Annotated in this window: 16 protein-coding genes; 10 read left to right on the plus strand and 6 right to left on the minus strand. The window is 75.5% G+C overall.

From position 1 onward, the window contains the following. Positions 1-353: 353 nt before the first annotated feature. A complete protein-coding gene (locus tag ACI781_RS18105) occupies positions 354-983 on the minus strand; it encodes an alpha-ketoglutarate-dependent dioxygenase AlkB (protein WP_456567521.1) in 630 nt (209 codons plus the stop codon). A gap of 49 nt (positions 984-1,032) precedes the next feature. Then, a complete protein-coding gene (locus ACI781_RS18110) occupies positions 1,033-3,258 on the minus strand; it encodes a RecQ family ATP-dependent DNA helicase (protein WP_456567522.1) in 2,226 nt (741 codons plus the stop codon). Positions 3,259-3,331: 73 nt separating this feature from the next. Between ACI781_RS18110 and ACI781_RS18115 the strand changes: the two genes are divergently transcribed. After that, positions 3,332-4,183: a histidinol-phosphatase HisJ family protein gene (locus ACI781_RS18115; protein WP_456567523.1), complete on the plus strand. Its 852-nt coding sequence runs from the start codon at positions 3,332-3,334 to the stop codon at positions 4,181-4,183. Here the strand turns inward: ACI781_RS18115 and ACI781_RS18120 are convergent. Next, entirely contained in the window at positions 4,180-4,626 is a 447-nt protein-coding gene (locus ACI781_RS18120; RefSeq protein WP_456567524.1) for a hypothetical protein, read from the minus strand. The two genes, ACI781_RS18115 and ACI781_RS18120, sit on opposite strands and share 4 nt — an antisense overlap. 112 nt (positions 4,627-4,738) lie before the next feature. On the opposite strand from ACI781_RS18120, the gene ACI781_RS18125 reads away from it, so the two are divergent. Together ACI781_RS18125 and bar are read left to right on the plus strand one after the other, a co-directional pair. Continuing rightward, positions 4,739-5,743, plus strand: coding sequence for a carbamate kinase (locus ACI781_RS18125; RefSeq protein WP_456567525.1), 1,005 nt, complete (start codon positions 4,739-4,741; stop codon positions 5,741-5,743). Between the two features lie 15 nt (positions 5,744-5,758). After that, the gene (gene bar, locus ACI781_RS18130) at positions 5,759-6,862 is read left to right on the plus strand and encodes a barbiturase (protein ID WP_456567526.1); all 1,104 of its coding nucleotides are present in this window, start codon (positions 5,759-5,761) and stop codon (positions 6,860-6,862) included. 84 nt (positions 6,863-6,946) lie between these two features. On the opposite strand, the gene rpsD is transcribed toward bar, so the two are convergent. Continuing rightward, positions 6,947-7,549, minus strand: a complete 603-nt coding sequence (gene rpsD / locus ACI781_RS18135) for a 30S ribosomal protein S4 (RefSeq protein ID WP_456567527.1) — start codon at positions 7,547-7,549, stop codon at positions 6,947-6,949. Between the two features lie 58 nt (positions 7,550-7,607). On the opposite strand from rpsD, the gene ACI781_RS18140 reads away from it, so the two are divergent. Together ACI781_RS18140 and ACI781_RS18145 are read left to right on the plus strand one after the other, a co-directional pair. Next, the gene (locus ACI781_RS18140; RefSeq protein ID WP_456567528.1) at positions 7,608-8,366 is read left to right on the plus strand and encodes a DUF2470 domain-containing protein; all 759 of its coding nucleotides are present in this window, start codon (positions 7,608-7,610) and stop codon (positions 8,364-8,366) included. An 86-nt stretch (positions 8,367-8,452) separates the two neighbouring features. Beyond that, positions 8,453-9,535 (plus strand): PP2C family protein-serine/threonine phosphatase, encoded by a 1,083-nt coding sequence (locus tag ACI781_RS18145; protein WP_456567529.1) that lies wholly within the window; start codon positions 8,453-8,455, stop codon positions 9,533-9,535. A 13-nt stretch (positions 9,536-9,548) separates the two neighbouring features. On the opposite strand, the gene ACI781_RS18150 is transcribed toward ACI781_RS18145, so the two are convergent. Then, the gene (locus tag ACI781_RS18150) at positions 9,549-10,979 is read right to left on the minus strand and encodes a DUF1116 domain-containing protein (protein WP_456567530.1); all 1,431 of its coding nucleotides are present in this window, start codon (positions 10,977-10,979) and stop codon (positions 9,549-9,551) included. Beyond that, on the minus strand, positions 10,976-12,484 hold the full coding sequence (locus ACI781_RS18155) for an FdrA family protein (protein ID WP_456567531.1): 1,509 nt from the start codon (positions 12,482-12,484) through the stop codon (positions 10,976-10,978). The genes ACI781_RS18150 and ACI781_RS18155 overlap by 4 nt, the downstream gene beginning before the upstream one ends. A gap of 175 nt (positions 12,485-12,659) precedes the next feature. Between ACI781_RS18155 and ACI781_RS18160 the strand changes: the two genes are divergently transcribed. The 5 genes from ACI781_RS18160 to ACI781_RS18180 form a co-directional block, all read left to right on the plus strand. Continuing rightward, positions 12,660-14,135, plus strand: coding sequence for a uracil-xanthine permease family protein (locus tag ACI781_RS18160; RefSeq protein WP_456567532.1), 1,476 nt, complete (start codon positions 12,660-12,662; stop codon positions 14,133-14,135). Then, on the plus strand, positions 14,132-15,022 hold the full coding sequence (locus ACI781_RS18165; RefSeq protein ID WP_456567533.1) for an FAD binding domain-containing protein: 891 nt from the start codon (positions 14,132-14,134) through the stop codon (positions 15,020-15,022). Before ACI781_RS18160 ends, ACI781_RS18165 begins: the two co-directional genes overlap by 4 nt. Next, positions 15,019-15,537, plus strand: a complete 519-nt coding sequence (locus ACI781_RS18170; RefSeq protein ID WP_456567534.1) for a (2Fe-2S)-binding protein — start codon at positions 15,019-15,021, stop codon at positions 15,535-15,537. The genes ACI781_RS18165 and ACI781_RS18170 overlap by 4 nt, the downstream gene beginning before the upstream one ends. Next, positions 15,534-17,951 carry an aerobic carbon-monoxide dehydrogenase large subunit gene (gene cutA, locus ACI781_RS18175; protein ID WP_456567535.1) on the plus strand — a complete coding sequence of 806 codons (2,418 nt, stop codon included), beginning with the start codon at positions 15,534-15,536 and terminating at the stop codon, positions 17,949-17,951. Before ACI781_RS18170 ends, cutA begins: the two co-directional genes overlap by 4 nt. 50 nt (positions 17,952-18,001) lie before the next feature. Continuing rightward, a partial coding sequence (locus ACI781_RS18180; protein ID WP_456567536.1) for an SRPBCC family protein occupies positions 18,002-18,545 on the plus strand: 544 nt, incomplete at its 3' end.

Genomic DNA, 18,545 nt, shown 5'->3' on the forward strand with positions numbered 1-18,545 from the left:
AGAGCTAGCACTCTCGATGTCAATCAACCAAAGGAATCCCCACACCACACCCAGAGGATGCAGTGCACGGGGTAATACTTGGCACTGACTTTCGGCACGCTGTTGAGTTCTCAAGGAACGGACGCGCTCGTACTCGGGCCTTTTCAGGCATTTGTTCGAGGCGGTGTTCTCACTGTACACCAGGCTCCGCAACAGTGGGCCCGCGGGGGGCGCTTCCGGCGGTTGACCAGGCTGGCGGCCCGGTCCGTTCTCGCTTGGTGCAGAGAGGACAGTACACGCCCTCCAGGGGGTCGTGCAGGGGGGGGGCCCGTGGCCCTGGACACGTCGTCCCGCAGGGCCGGCGAGGGCGCCGCTCAGAGCACTCCGCGCGGCCGGAACTGGATGCTCACGCGGGGCCCGACGGGCCTGGCGGTCTTCGGGACGCAGTGCTCCCAGGTGCGCTGGCAGGACCCGCCCATGACGACCAGGTCGCCGTGCCCCACGGGGAAACGCAGGCTCTCGCCACCACCGACGGGCCGCAGCATGAGCGGCCGCGGCGCCCCCAGCGACAGGATGGCGACCATCGTGTCCGCCGAGCGCGCCCGCCCCAGCCGGTCGCCGTGCCAGGCGACGCTGTCGCGCCCGTCCCGGTACAGGCACATGCCGGCACTCACGAACGGCTCCCCCAGCTCCGCGCCGTAGTGCCGGTTCAGCGCGGCACGCGCCTCGGCGACCAGCGGGTGCGGCAGCGGCTCGTCACCGCCGTACCACCGGAGCAGGCGGGGGACGGCGACCTCGCGGTCGTACATCTGCCGCCGGTCCGCCCGCCAGCCGATGTCCCCCAGCAGGACCTCGAGGACCGCCTCGGACCCGGTCATCCACCCGGGCAGGTGGTCGACCCAGGCGCCCCGGCTCAGCGGGTAGCGCTGCACCCGGCCGGCGAGCGGCGTCAGCGCGGGCTCCTCCGCGAGGTCCCACATCGAGGGCTGGTGGGCGAGCGCCATGGGGAGAGGCTAGCGGAGGTTTCGCACAGCTGTTCGAAAACCTGTGGACTCAGGCCGCCAGGGCGAGCGCGAAGGGCAGCACACGCGAGGCGCCGGCCAGCCTCAGCTCCCGCCCGGCCACCGTCATCGTCCAGCGCGAGTCGGCCAGGTCGTCGACCAGCAGCACGGGCACGGGGCCCAGCTCGCCCAGCCGCTCCCGCAGCTCCTGCCCGACGACGAGCCGCTGCCACACCCCGGCCAGCCGGAACGCGCTGTTGCCACCCGGACCGCCGGTCGGCCCACCGTGCGCGAGGGACAGCTCCCCCAGGTAGGGCAGCCGGCCCAGCCGGGCCAGGCCCTCGGCCAGTCCGGTCACCAGCCGCGGCCGGCGCCGCGAGGGGACCGCGACCACGGCGGCCGGCCGCTCCGCCCAGTCCCAGGCGGCGAGCACCCGAGCGCACGCGCGCATCAGCTCCTCGTCCGGGGGGACGTCGGTGACCGACCGCTGCACCGGCACGTCGAAGGCGGCGTCCGGGTCCTCCTCGAGGCCGGGTGCCTCCAGGTCCAGGGTGACCGTGCCGCCCACGCCGTCGTCCCCGAGCAGGGTGCGCAGGCGCTGGCCCCAGCCCAGGTCGGTGAGCCGGGCGACCGCCCGGCCGGGGTCGAGCTGCTCGCCCGCGGCGATCCTGCCCTTCACCGTGACGCCGAGCCGGTCGGCGCCGGTCGGCCACTGGGCCCGCGGCGGGAGCTCCACGCCGGGGCGGTCCAGCACGGCGGAGGCGGCGTCGGCGGCGCCCGCGGGGATCTCCGTCGGGTACCAGGGGCCGGCACAGACGTCACACCGGCCGCAGGGCGCGGCGGTCGGGTCGTCCAGCGCCTCCTGCAGGAAGGCCATCCGGCACCGGGCCTCGTCCACGGGCCTCGCGTAGGTGATCATCGCCCGCTGCTCGGCCTCGCGGGTGCGGGCGACACGGCCGTAGCGGTCGGCGTCGTAGACCCACGGCCGGCCGGTCGACCGCCAGCCGCCCTGCACCCGCTCCACCGCGCCGTCGACGGCGAGGACCTTCAGCAGCAGCTCGAGCCGGGACCGGCGGACGTCGGCCACCGTCTCCAGCCGGGCCACCGACCAGGCCTGGGCGTCGGCCATCGCGGAGAGGACGGCGGCCGCGTGGTCCTCCCGCGGCATCGAGGAGGTGGCGAACCACTGCCAGATCGCGAGGTCCTCCGGCCCGGGCAGCAGCAGGACGTCGGCGTGCTCGACGGCGCGGCCGGCGCGGCCGACCTGCTGGTAGTAGCTCACCGGGGACGACGGCGCCCCCAGGTGCACGACGAAGCCGAGGTCGGGCTTGTCGAACCCCATGCCCAGCGCGGACGTGGCGACCAGCGCCTTGACCCGGTTCTCCCGCAGCGCCTCCTCGGCGTCCTTGCGGTCGGCGTCGTCGAGCCGGCCGGTGTAGGCGCGCACCTCGTGGCCGGCGTCGCGCAGCAGCGACGCGGTCTCCTCGGCCGCCGCGACGGTCAGCGTGTAGACGATGCCGCTGCCCGGCAGGTCCCCGAGGTGGGCGGCCAGCCAGGCCAGGCGCGCCCGGTCGGTCGGCAGGCGCAGCACCCCCAGGCGCAGCGAGTCCCGCGCCAGCGGGCCGCGGACGGTGGTGACCTCGACGCCGCCGGCACCCAGCTGCTCGGCGACGTCGTCGACCACGCGCTCGTTGGCCGTGGCGGTCGTGGCCAGCACCGGGGTGCCGGCCGGCAGCGTGCCGAGCAGGTCGCGGATGCGGCGGTAGTCGGGCCGGAAGTCGTGGCCCCAGTCGGAGACGCAGTGCGCCTCGTCGACGACGAGCAGGCCGCACCGCTCCACCAGGCCCGGCAGCTGCTCCTCGCGGAAGCGCGGGTTGGTCAGCCGCTCCGGCGAGACGAGCAGCACGTCGACCTCGTCGGCGGCCAGCCGGGCGGCGACGTCGTCCCACTCCGTGACGTTGGAGCTGGAGATCTCCACGGCCCGGATGCCGGCGCGGGCGGCCGCGGCCACCTGGTCGCGCATCAGCGCGAGCAGCGGGCTGACCAGCAGGGTCGGGCCGGCGCCGCGGCGGCGCAGCAGCGCCGTCGACACGAAGTAGACCGCCGACTTGCCCCACCCGGTGCGCTGCACGACCAGGGCACGCTGCGAGCGCTCGACCAGCGCGGCGACGGCCTCGTCCTGCCCCTCCCGGAACTCCGCGTCGGGACGGCCGATGAGCTCGCGGAGCACCTCCAGGGCCTCGGCGGCCACGGTGGACGTCGGCAGGGCGGAGGTCATGCGCCCGACAGTAGGCACCACCGCCGACATCCCGCGGCGCCGCTGTGGACGGCGGCGGGAGAGGATGGGTCCGATGCCGTCTCCCCGTGACCCCCAGCAGGACCGGACGCCACCGCCGGACAACCACGTCCACACCGGCTGGTCGTGGGACACCGCGACCACGTCGACGATGGCGCGCGCCTGCGAGCGGGCGATCGCGCTCGGGCTGCCCGCCATCGCGTTCACCGAGCACCTGGACTTCACCGTGTGGGACCCCGACGACCGGGCGACCGACGAGGGCCTGGTGGACCGGCACGCCTCGCGGCACGCGGAGATCGACGTCGAGGGGTACTTCGCCGAGCTCGAGGAGGTGCGCGACCGGTTCCGGGAGCTGCGCATCTGGTCCGGCGTCGAGGCCGGGGAGCCGCACCTGTTCTCCGCGAGCGTCGCCGCGCACCTGCGCAGCGGGCCGGTCGACCGGGTGCTGGGGTCGCTGCACTCCCTCCGGCAGGGCGACCGCCTGTACGGCGTCGGCCACCTGCTGTGGGAGGACGCCGACGGCACCATGCGCCGCTACCTCGCCGAGGTCGTGGACATGGTGGAGTCCAGCGACGTCTTCCAGGTGCTCGCCCACGTCGACTTCCCGCGGCGGTACTGGCCCTCCGGCACGTCGCGCTACTCGGAGAAGGACTACGAGGAGGAGTACCGGGCGGTGTTCCGGGCGCTGGCGGGCACCGGCCGCGCGCTGGAGGTCAACACGAGCAGCCCGCTGGCCTCGGTGGACCAGGTGCGCTGGTTCCGCGAGGAGGGCGGTGAGGCGATCAGCTTCGGCAGCGACGCCCACCAGCCCGGCGCGGTCGGCCAGCGGTTCGACCTCGCCGTGGACGTCGTGGAGGCCGCCGGGTTCCGGCCCGGCCGGGACCCCTTCGACTTCTGGCGGCGCTAGCCGCCGTCGGCGACCCGGTCCAGCGCCGCCCGCCACGTCCGCGGGAACGCCACCGGCCCGAGCACGCGCTGCAGCCCGAGGACGGCCCGGCCGCGCAGGCCCCGGCCACCGGAGTGGTGGATCGTGACGTCGACGTGGCTGCCGCCGTCGTCCCGAGGCGAGATCCGCACCTCGCCGGTGCCCCGGTCGCAGTGGTCGCTGTCCAGCAGCGTCCAGGTGACGCGGTCGGGTGCCGGCCACTCGTAGCGGAGCAGCACCCACAGCCGCACACCGGCGCTGCCCTCCTTCACGACGGCCCAGCCCTCGCCGTGACCGCGCACCTCGTACTTGGCCGGGTCGAGCGTCCTCGACCAGATCTCCAGCCGGCGGCCGCCGACCACGGTGAGCGCGTCGAGCACCTGCCCGGGCGCGGCGCGGGTGTCGAGGTCGAACCGGACCAGCACGGGACCTCCTCGACGGCAGGGCCTCGATGGTGCGCGCCGGGGCCGGCGGCCGACAGGGTCGATCGGCTCCGGGTACTTCACCGCTAAGAGAACTCTCGCTAGGGTCGCCGGGGTGCCGACGGACCACCCCGCCCCCCACCACGCGCACGCGCGCGGCGGGCCCCGGCGGGACGGCCGACCCCGCCGCGCCGTCGTCGCGCTCGGGGGCAACGCGATGACCGGCCCCGACGGGGCGGCCACCCCGGCGGCCCAGCGCGCGGCCCTCGCCGTCGCCGCCGGGCACGTGGCCGAGCTGGTCGCCGCCGGACTCGAGGTGGTGCTGACCCACGGCAACGGGCCGCAGGTGGGCAACCTGCTGGTCAAGAACGAGCTGGCCGCGCACGAGGTGCCGCCCGTGCCGCTGGACTGGAACGTCGCCCAGACCCAGGCCACGATCGGGTTCACCCTCGCCGACGAGCTCGACGCGGCACTGGCCGCCCACGGGCTGCCGCAGCGCACCGCCGTCCTGGTCACCCGCACGCTGGTCGACGCCGCCGACCCGGGGTTCGCCGCGCCGTCCAAACCGGTCGGCCGCCACCTGCCGCGCGAGCAGGCCGAGCGGTTCGTCGCGCTGGGCCAGGTCTGGGAGGACCGGGGACCGCGGGGCTGGCGCCGGGTGGTCGCCTCGCCCGAGCCGCTCGCGGTCGTCGACGGCCCGGCGGTGCACGCGCTGGCCGCGGCCGGCTTCGTCGTCGTCTGCGCGGGCGGCGGGGGGATCCCGGTCGCCGACGACGCCGGTCCGGCCCTGCGCGGCGTCGAGGCCGTGATCGACAAGGACCTGACGGCGGCGGTGCTGGCCCGCGACGTCGCCGCCGACACGCTGGTGCTGGCCACCGACGTCCCGAACGTCGTGGTCGGGTTCGGCACGCCGGCCGCGCGCCCGCTGGGCCGGGTCACCCCCGGGGAGCTGCGCGCGCACGCCGCGGCCGGGGAGTTCGCCCGCGGCAGCATGGCCCCCAAGGTCGAGGCCGCCCTGCGCTTCGTGGCCGGGGGCGGGGCCCGCGCCGTCGTCACCTCGCTCGAGCACATCACCGACGCCGTCACCGCGGACGACGTCGGCACCGTCCTGCAGCCCTGAGTGGAAGGAACCGACGTGCCCGCACCGATCGAGGTCCGCAAGGTCCCCCTGCACAACGTCAGCGACGCCTCCGAGCTCGCCAAGCTCATCGACGACGGCGTCCTGGAGGCCGACCGCGTCGTCGCCGTCATCGGCAAGACCGAGGGCAACGGCGGCGTCAACGACTACACCCGGATCATCGCCGACCGCGCCTTCCGCGAGGTGCTGCTCGAGAAGGGCAGCCGGTCGAGGGAGGAGGTCGGCGAGATCCCGATCGTGTGGTCGGGCGGGACGGACGGCGTCATCAGCCCGCACGCGACGATCTTCGCCACGCTCCCGGAGGACGCCGTGGAGAAGACCGACGAGCCGCGGCTGACCGTCGGCCACGCGATGAGCGACGTGCTGCTGCCCGAGGACATCGGCCGCCTCCCGATGGTGGAGAAGGTGGCCGAGGGCGTGCGGCGGGCGATGGCGGCCGCCGGCATCACCGACCCGGCCGACGTCCACTACGTGCAGACCAAGACGCCGCTGCTGACGATCGAGACCATCCGCGACGCGCGGAGCCGCGGGAAGGACACCTACTACGACGAGCCGCACGGCTCGATGGACCTGTCCAACGGGACGACGGCGCTCGGCATCGCCGTGGCCCTGGGCGAGATCGGGATGCCGCGCCAGGAGCAGGTCATGCGCGACCTGTCCCTGTACAGCGCCGTCGCCTCGTGCTCCTCGGGCGTGGAGCTGGACCGGGCGCAGATCGTCGTCGTCGGCAACGCCCGCGGCCACGGCGGCGCCTACCGGATCGGGCACTCGGTCATGAGGGACGCGCTGGACCAAGACGGCATCTGGGACGCCATCCGCCAGGCCGGGCTGGACCTGCCCGAGCGCCCGCACGTCAGCGACCTGGGCGACCGGCTGGTCAACGTCTTCCTCAAGTGCGAGGCGGACCCGACCGGCTACGTGCGCGGCCGCCGCAACGCGATGCTCGACGACTCCGACGTCTTCTGGCACCGGCAGATCAAGGCGACCGTCGGCGGGGTCGCGGCGTCGGTGACCGGCGACCCGGCGGTGTTCGTCTCGGTCGCGGCGGTGCACCAGGGCCCGTCCGGCGGCGGCCCGGTCGCGGCGATCATCCGGGCGTGATCATGGGCTCGTCGACGCTGCAGCCGGTGTGTCCGAGCGTGTCGGCGGCGACGAGCCCATGATCGCGGAGGAGTGGCGGGGCCGTCAGCGGGAGTAGTACTCCACGACCAGCTGCTCCTCGCAGACCACGGGGACCTCCTCGCGGGCCGGCGTCCGCTCCACGCGGGCGACCAGGTCGGCCAGCCGGACGTCGAGGTAGGCCGGCGGGTCGGCGTGCGCCCCGGACGCGGCGACCTGGAACGGCTCCTTGGCGCGCGAGCGCTCGGCGATCTGCACGAAGTCGCCCGGCCGCAGCCGGTAGGAGGGGCGGTCGACGCGGCGGCCGTTGACCAGCACGTGCTGGTGGGTGACGAACTGGCGGGCCTGGTAGATCGTGCGCGCGAAGCCGGCGCGCAGCACGGTCGCGTCCAGCCGCGACTCCAGCTCCTGGATCAGCGCCTCGCCGGTCTTGCCGCCGGAGCGTTTCGCGCGGTCGAACGCCCGCCGCAGCTGGGTCTCGCTGACGTCGTACTGGGCGCGCAGCCGCTGCTTCTCCAGCAGCCGGGTGGAGTAGTCACTGGCCTGCTTGCGCTTGCGGCCGTGCTCACCCGGCGGATACGGGCGGCGCTCGAAGTAGGCGACGGCCTTCGGGGTGAGCGGCAGCCCGAGCCGGCGGCTCAGCCGGATCTTGGGACGAGGTGTGTTCACGGGACCTCCGGTTTGGTTAGGCTCACCTTACAACCCGACGACAGCCGTGAGGGCAGCCATGACCGCACGCCACCCGACCCGTCCGCCGCGGCGCAGCGCCGAGGTCCCGTCCGCCGCCGAGCGGGCCCGCACCGTGGCCACCTGCGCCGCCGCCTCGGTGCACACCCTCGGCGAGGGCGCGTCGCCGCTGCTCGCGGCGACCACCACCGCCCGCGGCGACGTGCTGGTCGTCGTCCCCCGGTCCGGCGGCCTGGCGACCGCCGTCCACCGCTCCCCGCTCGGCGACCTGCCGGCGCGGCTGACCGTCACCCGGCGCTCCCCGCTGCCGCTCCGCGACCCCGTGCGCGGCCGGCTGGAACTGGTCGGCTGGCTCGAGCCGGTGGCACCCGACCGGGAGGCCGGGCTCGTCCTGGACTTCGCCGAGGCCTGCCCGGCCGACGTCCTCCTCGACGTCGGCCTGACCGCCACCCTGCTGCGCCTGGACGTCGCCGAGGTGCTGCTCGACGAGGGCGGCGGCCGCACGGTGGTCGAGCCCGAGGACTTCGCCGCCGCCCGGCCCGACCCGCTCGCCGCCGACGAGGCGGACCTCGTCGGCGAGCACGCCCGGTCGCTGGCCGAGCTCTGCGCGCACGTGCGGCTGTGGGCCGGGGAGGACGACGGGGTGCACCTGCTCGGCGTCGACCGCGGCGGCGTCCTCTTCCGGGTCGAGCGCCCCGCGTCCCACTACGACCTGCGGGTGCCCTTCCCCGCGGCGGTGACGGACCGGTCCGGTCTCGGGCCCGCGCTGGACGACCTGCTCTGCTGCACCCGGGCCTGACCGGCCCGGCCGCCCGCAGCGGCTAGGCTCCCCGCGGCGAGCTCGAACCAGCGGCCGCTCGTTCGGCCGACCGGAGAGGCGACGCGGTGAGGCGCTCGACCACGCGCATCCACGCGCTCCCGCTGGGGGCGCTGGCCGTCGTCGTCGCGACGGATCTCGCCCTCGGCCGCGAGCAGGTGCTGATCAGCCTGGTGGCCATCGTGCCGATGGTCGCCGCGGTCCTCCTGGGCCGGCGCGCGACCGCCACCTACGCGCTCCTCGCCGTGCTGACCGCGGTCCTGCTGGGCGTCTACGACGACCAGTACACGTCCGCGGCCGTTCCCGCCCAGCTCGCGCGGATCGTCGGCGTCGCGCTCGGCGGCCTGGTCGCGCTGGCGGCCTGCACCATCCGGCTGCGGCGCGAGCAGCAGGTGCTGCGGATGACCGCCGAGGCCGCGACGGTGCGTGCCCGCATCACCGTCGCCGAGGCGATCCAGCGCAGCCTCCTGGCCGACCTGCCGGCGCTGCCGCGCCTGGAGACCGCGGTCCGCTACCTCCCCGCGACCCGCGACGCGCAGATCGGCGGCGACTGGTACGACGCCTTCGGCACCTCCGACGGCGGCTCGATGGTGGTCGTCGGCGACGTCGCCGGGCACGACGCACCCGCGGCCGCGACGATGGCGCAGGCCCGGGGCATGCTGCGCGCCCTGGCCCAGGAGGTCCTCGGGTCGCCGGCGGCCGTGCTCGGCGCCCTGGACCGGGCCCTGGTCCACCTGCGGGTCGACACGCTGGTCACCGTCGTGGCGGCGAAGGTCGTCGAGCGCCGCGCGGGCGACGGGCTGCTGCTGCGCTGGAGCAACGCCGGCCACCCGGCGCCGGTGCTGGTGCGCGCCGACGGCTCGGTGGAGCTGCTCGCGCGGACGCCGGACCGGCTGCTCGGCGTCGGGACGTCGGTGCGGCGGACCGACCACGCGCTCGACCTGGCGCCCGGCGACACCCTGCTGCTCTACACCGACGGGCTGGTCGAGGTCCCCGGCCGGACGCTCGACGCCGGCACCGACGCGCTGCTCGCGGCGCTGGAGGGCGCGGCCGGGCGGCCGCTGGAGCAGGTGTGCGACGAGCTGCTCGCCGGCCCCGGGCGCCACCACCACGACGACGTCGCCCTGCTGGCCCTGCGCGTGCACGCCTGACCGGCCGGCGCCCTCAGGACGCCGGGGCGGCGGCGCGCGACTCCTGCGCCAGCGCGGCCAGGGCCTTCTCGAAGCACTCCCGCGGCGGTTGCACCAGCCCGGCGCCCACCTGCCCGGTGCCGGCCACCCGCCCGGCCATGCCGGTGTTGATCTGCGGCAGCCAGCCGGTCCGCGCCACCGAGACGACGTCGATGCCGGTCGGGGCCCCGCGGAACCCCAGCACCGGGATGGCCATCGCCGGGTTCTCGGCGAGGGTGAGCTGGTACATCCGCTCGGTCGTGGCCAGCGCGTCGGGCACGGTGCCGCCGACGAACCGGACGATCGCGGGCGCCGCGGCCATCGAGAAGCCGCCGACGCCGTAGGTCTCCATGATCGCGGAGTCGCCGATGTCGGGGTTGGCGTCGTCGGGGCCGTAGTCGCCGAGGAACAGGCCCACCGGCGTCTGCGCCGGCCCGGTGAACCAGCGGTCGCCGGTGCCGGCGGTCTGCACGCCGAACTCGGTGCCGTTGCGGGACATGACCGTGACCATCGTCGAGCCGGGGACGTCGCGGGCGGCGTCCATCGCGAGCTTCGCCGTGGGCATCCCGAGGTTGAGGAAGAAGTGCTCGTTGCCGCCGATGAACCGCAGCACCGCGGCGAGGTCACCGGAGGCGTGGCCGGACGACCCGGACAGCCCCACGATCGCCGGGGCCAGCTCGCGCAGCGCCATCAGCGACCCGGCGCGGTTGCGGTTGTGCCCCTCGTCGCCCATCTGCAGCATCTGCGCGAGCACGGCCTTCACGTCCAGCGGGTCGTCCAGCGACCGCACGGCGTCGGCGAGCACCGGCCCGAGCACGTCGCGCATCCACGCCAGCCGGGTGAGCACCTCGCCGTCGAACGCGCCCATCCGCAGCACCCTGCCCAGGCCCTCGTTGAGGTTGCAGTACGCCCGGCCGCCCTGGACCGGGTCCTCCAGGCACCACAGCCACATGGACGGCGACGTGACCCCGGCCATCGGGCCCACCGCCGCGTGGTGGTGACAGGGGTCGAGGGCGATCCCGCCGCCGGCCAGCAGCCGCTCGGCCTCCTCCACCGACGAGGCCCAGCCCTCGAAGAGGGTCGCGCCGACCAGCCCACCGCGCAGCGGTCCGCTGGCGTCGGCCCACTCGACGGGCGGCCCGGCGTGCAGGATCGTGCGGTCGGGGAGGCCGAGCACCTCGCGGGCGGGGCGGACGTCAGTGAGCACCGAGCCCGCGGCGAGCACCCGCTCCACCGCCGTCCGGTTGGCCGCGGCCCGGCGCGGGTCGAGGGCCAGCTGCGCGAGGTCGGCGGGGTCGCCGAGGCCGGGCGGGCGCCAGTCGACGTCGTGCACCTGCGCCCCCTGCGCGCGCAGCGCGGCGGAGAAGACGTCGACGCCGGCGGCCACCACCGCGGGCCGGCCGGCGAGCAGGTCCTGCAGCGTCACGCGGCCGCTCCCAGCAGGTCGAGGGCGAACCGGGTCGCCCGGGCGTTGGAGGCGAACACGTGCGCGCCGGCGGCGGCGAGCGCGTCGGCCTGGCGGCTCCAGCCCTGCGGGTCGGCGTCGGTGCCGACCAGCGCGACGACGACCGGCAGCGTCGTCCGCGCGCGGGCGGCGGCGAGCGCCGGCCCGAGCACGGCGGCCGGGTCGGGGTCGGCGCCGTACCCGAGGACGACGTCGAGCAGCAGCACCGCGGGCCGGCCGGAGGCGGCCAGGCGCTCGATCGCCTGCAGCCGCAGCGTCGGGTCGATCATCGGGTGGGCGCGGCCGACGGTCAGCGCGTCGTCGCCGAGGTCGACCACCACGTGCCCGTGCGCGGCGAGGTCGGGGGCGGCCGGGTCGACGGCGATGCCGAGCTCCGGGCGCAGCGGGGTGTTGGAGCGGACGTCGCCCAGCACCGGGGCGGCCAGCAGCATCGCCTCGTCGGCCAGGGTGCCGCCGGAGTAGAGGCCGGCGAGGACGGCGCCGGGGAGCGCGGCCTCGGCCCGGCCGGGGCGCGCGGGCCAGTCCGGGACGGCGACGCCCAGGTCGGCCAGCAGCGCCTCGACGGCGGCGGTCAGGTCGGGGGTCCGCGCGGACAGGGCCGCGGACCGGATCGGCGTCGCCAGCCCGGCGGCCGCGGCGTCGACCCGGGCGGCCACCTCCGGCGCCGGGGGCTTGGACACCAGCAGGACCCGCTCGGTGGCCGGGTCGGCGTCCAGCGCGGCGAGGGCGTCGAGCGTGGCCAGGCCCCCGACGGCCGCGGAGAGGTCCCGCCCGCCGACGCCGAGCACGTGCGAGACCCCGACGCCGGCCATGTCGAGCAGGCAGGACACCTGCTGGGCACCGGTGCCGCTGGCGGCCACCAGCCCGACCGGCCCGGGACGGACGGCGTTGGCGAAGCCCAGGGCGAGCCCGGACACGATCGCCGTCCCGCAGTCGGGGCCCATCACCAGGACGCCGGCGTCGTGCGCGGCGCGCTTGAGCGCGACCTCGTGCTCGACGGGGACGCCGTCGGAGAAGACGACGACGCTGCGCCCGGCGGCGACCGCGTCGGCGGCCTCGGCCACGGCGTGCGCGCCCGGGACGCTGACGACGGCCAGGGCCGGGCCGCCGTCGAGCGCGTCGAGGGCGGCCCCGACCGTCCGGGCGGGGACCGCCTCCGCGCTGCCGGCCGGCCGCTGCCGCTCCGCGAGCGCGGCGTCGACGGCGGCCACGGCGGCGGCCAGGGCGTCGTCGTCCTCGGCGGCGACGGCGACGAGCAGCTGGTCGGGGCCGGCGGGCTCGTCGGGGGCCAGCCCCATGCCGGCGGCGAGCTCGAGGTTCAGCGGCGTGGCCATGGCGACCAGCACCGCGGTGACGCCGTCGCGGGCGCCGACGTCCCGGCTCACCTGCATGAGGCGGACCGAGTCGGCGTAGACGCCGCCCCGCACCGCCACGTACCGGGCGGCCGCCCGGGAGGAGGGGCTCACGGATCGGCACGCTACCGCCGGAACTACCTCAGCGGTGAGACATCCCGGCGCGTAACGATTCAGCGCTGAGAGACTTCCGCCGGCCGGTCGGGCGGTGTCAGATGGACGCCCCCCGGAGTGGTGCACGTCACCACGGCCGGGTCCCCCCGGGATCGAGAGGTCGAGGAGCCCATCGATGGCGTTCGGCTGGAAGCTCTACGGAGACGGCAAGACCCCACCGCTGGGCGAGGCGGTCGCCCCCGACGAACGGCTGTCCTGGCCGCGCACCGCCGGGATCGGCGCCCAGCACGTCGTCGCCATGTTCGGCGCCACGTTCGTCTTCCCGATCATCATGGGGCTGGACGCCAACCTCGCGATCATGATGAGCGGCATCGCGACGATCATCTTCCTGCTCATCGTGAAGAACCGGGTGCCGAGCTACCTCGGCACCAGCGCCGCGTTCGTCGGCGGCGTCGCGGCGATCCGGGCCAACGGCGGCGACTCCTCCGACGTCGTCGGCGCGATCCTCGTCGCCGGCGTCGTCCTGGCCCTCGTCGGCGTGCTCATCCACTTCGCGGGCCTCACCACGATCAACAAGGTGCTGCCGCCGGCCGTCACCGGCGCCGTCGTCATGCTGATCGGCTTCAACCTGGCGCCCGTCGCGGCCCAGACCTACTGGCCGCAGGACCAGTGGGTCGCGCTGGCCACGATGACCTTCGTCATCGTCGCCTCGCTGGCGCTGCGCGGCTTCCTCGCCCGCATCGCGATCCTGCTCGGCCTGGTCTTCGGCTACCTGCTGTCGGTGCTGCTCGACGCCACCGCTGGGCAGATCACCTCGTTCGACCCGGGCGCCGGCGAGGAGACCACGCGGGACCGGATCAACTTCGACACGGTCGGTGACGCCGACTGGGTCGGTCTGCCCGACTTCACCGCGCCGTCGTTCTCGCTGAAGTTCAGCCTGCTGGTGCTGCCCGCGGTCATCGCCCTGGTCGCCGAGAACGTCGGCCACGTCAAGGCCGTCGCCGAGATGACCAAGCGCGACCTCGACCCGCTGATGGGCCGCGCCGTGGCGGCCGACGGCATCGCGACCGTCGTCGCCTCGTCGGTCGGCGGCTCCCCCACCACGACCTACGCCGAGAACATCGGCGTCATGGCGGCCACCCGCGTGTACTCCACCGCGGCGTACTACGTGGCCGCGATCGTGGCGATCCTGCTGGGCCTGTGCCCGAAGTTCGGGGCGCTGATCAACATCGTCCCGGGCGGGGTGCTCGGCGGGATCACCGTCGTCCTCTACGGGATGATCGGCCTGCTCGGCGCCAAGATCTGGAAGGAGAACCGGGTCGACTTCGCCAACCCGATCAACCTGGTGCCGCTGGCCGCCGGGATCATCATCGGCATCGGGAACGTGACCCTCGAGTTCTCCGACGACTTCTCGCTCACCGGGATCGCCCTCGGCTCGATCGTCGCCGTCGTGGCCTGGCACCTGGCCCGGGCGCTGGCGCCGGCCGACATGAAGGCGGCGCTGCTGCGGGAGGGCACCCACCCGGCCGCCGCGTCCTCGCTCGGCCACGGCCCCGACCTCGGCGGGTCCGACCCGTCGTCGTACGACGAGTACGAGGCCGAGCGGACGGGCGCCCGCCGCGGCCCGGGGAAGGGCACGCACGACCGGTGAAGCCCGCCCCCTTCCGCTACGCCGACCCCGGCTCGCTCGACGAGGCGCTCGACGTCCTCGCGGCCGAGGGGGAGGGCGCCAAGGTGCTCGCCGGCGGCCAGTCGCTGATCCCGCTGCTGTCGATGCGGCTGGCGGCCCCCGCCGCCCTGGTGGACCTCAACCGGGTACCCGGCCTGGACACCGTCGAGGCCACCGGGGACGGCGTGCGGGTGGGGGCGCTGGTCCGCCACGAGCGACTGCTGCGCGACTCCCCCGACGCCACGACCGCCGCCCGGGTCCAGCCGCTGCTGGCCCGGGCGACGGCGAACGTCGCGCACCCGGCGATCCGCAACCGCGGGACGACGGTGGGCTCTCTCGCGCACGCCGACCCGTCGGGGGAGATGACCTCGGTGCTCGCGCTCACCGGCGGGTCGGTGACCGTGGCGACGCCCGCCGGCCGCTCGACCGTGGGCTGGCGGGACCTGTTCGTCGGGCCGCTGGAGACCTCGCTGCACGGGCCGGCCGTCGTCGTCGACGCGTTCTTCCCGGCGCTGCCGCCCCGCTCGGGGACCGCCTTCGCCGAGATCGCGCGGCGGAGGGGTGATTACGCGGTGTGCGGCGCGGGCGTCGTCGTCACGCTGGACGGCGACCGCCGGGTCGAACGCGTGACGGCGTCCTACCTGTCCGTCGGGCCGGTGCCCGAGGTGCACGACCTGACCGGGGCGGTGCACGGCCGGCCGGCCGACACCGCCGACTGGGCCGCGGCCGGCGCGCTGGCCCGGACGCTGGTCGACCCGGACGGCGACCTGCACGCCAGCGCCGACTACCGGCGGCTGCTCGTCGGGGTGCTGACCGAGCGCGCGCTGGGCGAGGCCGCCGCCGAGGCTCTCGAGAGGACCGCCGCATGACGTCCGTGGACACCGAGCGCTCGATCACCGTGACGGTCAACGGTGTTCCACGTGGAGCAACGGTGCCCGTGCGACGGCTGCTGTCGGACGCGCTGCGGCACGACCTCGGGCTGACCGGCACGCACGTCGGCTGCGAGCACGGCGTCTGCGGGGCGTGCACGGTGCTGGTCGACGGGGTGCCGGTGCGGTCGTGCCTGGTGCTCGCCGTCCAGGTGGACGGCGCGGCGGTGACCACGGTCGAGGGCCTGGCGCGCGAGGACGCCGACGGGACGGCGGTGCTGCACCCGGTGCAGGAGGCGTTCCGCGAGTGCCACGCGCTGCAGTGCGGGTTCTGCACGCCCGGCTTCCTCGTGACGATCGCCGCCGGGCTGGAGGCACGGGACCGGACCACGGCGATCACCGACGACGAGGTGGAGGAGATCGTCTGCGGCAACCTCTGCCGCTGCACCGGCTACGCCAACATCAAGAAGGCCGTCCGCCACGCGGCGGCCGCGATGGCCGAGGCCCCCCGGTGACGACGAAGCTGTTCGGCGAGCCGGTCCGCCGCCGCGAGGACGCCCGCCTGGTCACCGGCCGGGGCCGCTACCTCGACGACATCGGGCACGACGCGCTCGCCGCCGCGTTCGTGCGCAGCCCGCACGCCCACGCGCGGATCACCGGCATCGACGTCGAGGCGGCGCTGGACGTCGAGGGCCTGGTCGCGATCTACACCTACGAGGACCTCACCGGCCCGATGGCCGATCCGCTGCCGGTGCTCATCCCGCACCCGCAGCTACACGCGCCGCGCACCGGCCACCCGCTCGCGGACGGCGAGGTCAACCACGTCGGCGAGCCGGTGGTCATGGTCGTGGCCACCGACCGGTACGTGGCCGAGGACGCCGCCGAGCGGGTCGTGGTCGGCTACGAGGAGCTGCCGGCCGTCGTCGGGGTGGACGCCGCCCGCGCCGCGGCCGCCTCCGTGCACGAGGAGATCCCGGACAACGTCGCCGCGCGGCACCACCAGGAGACCGGGGACGTCGAGGCGGCGCTGGCCGGCTCGGCCCGCACCCTCTCCTTCACGCAGTACGTCGAGCGCAGCGCGTGCATGCCGCTGGAGGGCAAGGGCGTGCACGCGCGGTGGGACGACGCCGACGGGAGCCTGCGCGTCTACTCGAGCACCCAGGCGTCGACGTCGGTGCGCGCGGCGATCGCGGCGAAGCTGGAGCTGTCGCTGGACGCCGTCGAGGTGATCGCGCCCGACGTCGGCGGCGGGTTCGGCGTGAAGATCGTGCACCCGTGGCCCGAGGAGCTGCTGGTGCCGATGGCCGCGATCCGGCTGGGCCGCGAGGTGAAGTGGACCGAGGACCGGCGGGAGCACTTCGTCGGCAGCGCCCACGAGCGGCAGCAACGGCAGGAGATCACCGTCGGCTACGACGACGACGGCCGGGTCACCGCGCTCGACGTGCACGTCTGGCACGACAACGGCGCCTACACCCCCTACGGGATCATCGTGCCGATCATCACCGCGACCCAGCTCGTCGGGCCGTACGCGATCGGCGTGTACCGCGTCGTCGTGGAGAGCGTCTACACGAACACGGTGATCGTGACGCCGTACCGCGGCGCCGGGCGGCCGCAGGGCTGCTACGCCATGGAGCGGACCATGGACCGCATCGCCGACGACCTCGGCCTCGACCGCGCGGAGGTGCGGCGGCGCAACCTCATCCGGCCCGACCAGTTCCCCTACGACCACCACCTGACGTTCCAGGACGGGCGGCCGGTGGTCTACGACTCCGGCGACTACCCGGGGCTGCTGGACAAGCTGACCGCGCTCGTCGGCTGGGACGGCATCGAGGACCGCCGGGCCGAGGCCGCCGCGCGCGGGAAGCTGCTCGGCGCCGGGATGGCGATGTACGTGGAGGGCACGGGGCCCGGCCCCTACGAGGGCGGGCACGTGCAGGTGCTGGGCAGCGGCAAGGTGCTGGTCGCCACCGGGCTGACGACGCAGGGGCAGGGCCACGAGACGGCGTTCGCCCAGATCGTCGCCTCCGAGCTCGGCGTCCCGATCGAGGACGTCGAGGTGACCACCGGCGACACGCGGCGCTTCCCGTACGCCGTCGGCACGTTCGCCTCCCGCGCCGCGGTGATGAGCGGCAACGCGATCGCGCTGGCCGCCCGCGGGGTGCGGGAGAAGGCGCTGCGGATCGCCGCGGAGGTGCTGGAGGCCGACCCCGACGACCTGGACGTCGTCGACGGCGTGGTGGGCGTCCGGGGGATCCCCGGGGCGTCGGTGCCGCTGAGCACGGTCGCCGTCCTGTCCAACCCGCTGCGCTACGCCTTCGACGAGGCCGCGAAGCAGGCGACGCAGTTCGCGCGCCCCGGGCACGACGACGAGCCGCCGGTGGCGCCCGGAGACGCGCCGGGGCTGGAGCACCGCGACTACTTCTCGCCGATCCGCTCGACGTTCGCCTCGGGCGCGCACGCCGCGGTGGTCGAGATCGACCCGGCCACGTGGGAGATCGACGTCGTCTCCTACGCCGTCGTGCACGACTGCGGCAACGTGGTGAACCCGATGATCGTCGAGGGTCAGGTGCACGGCGGGGTGGCGCAGGGCGTGGCCGGCGCGCTGTACGAGCGGATCGCCTACGACGCCGACGGCCAGCTGCTGAACGCCTCGTTCATGGACTTCCTGATGCCGTACGCGTCGGAGGTCCCCGACGTGGTGATCGACCACCAGCAGACGCCGTCGCCGCTGAACCCGCTGGGCATCAAGGGCGCCGGCGAGGCCGGCGTCATCCCCGGCACGGCCGCGATCGCCTCGGCGATCGAGGACGCGACCGGACGGCGGATCGCCGCCATGCCGATCTCGCCGACCGAGCTCTACGACGTGATGCGCTCCCCGGACGCGGAGCGGACGGCGGCCGCGGGCCGCAGGACGGGAGTGGGCGCGTGAAGCTCGACGGCTCTGCGGTGCTGCACGGGACGCCCGAGCAGGTGTGGGCGGTGATCACCGACCCCGCGGTGCTGGCGCGGACGATCCCGGGCTGCGAGACGCTGGAGCGGGTCGGCGACGACGAGTACCGGATGAACGTCTCGGTCGGCGTCGGCGCGATCCGGGGGACCTACGCCGGCGAGGTGCGGCTGACCGACCAGCAGCGGCCGACGTCGTACGTGATGCACGCGAGCGGTGCCGGCGCGCCGGGCAACGCGCGCGCGGACGTGCTCATCGCGCTCACCGGGGACGGCGACGGGACGACGACGCTCACGTACTCCGCGGACGCCGTGGTCGGCGGCCCGGTGGCCGGCGTCGGGCAGCGGATGATCACCGGCGTCGCGAAGCGGATGGCCGGCCAGTTCTTCGCGGCCGTCGACCGCGAGCTCACCGGCGCCGGCACCGTGCCCGCCGCCGCGGAACCGGTCACCGCGGTGGGCTCGACGACCGCGCCGGGGGGGGGGGGGGGGGGGGGGGGGGGGGGGGGGGGGGGGGGGGGGGGGGGGGGGGGGGGGGGGGCGGGGGGGGGGGGGGGGGGGGGGGGGGCGGGGGGCG

The organism is Blastococcus sp. SYSU D00695 (assembly GCF_054050555.1).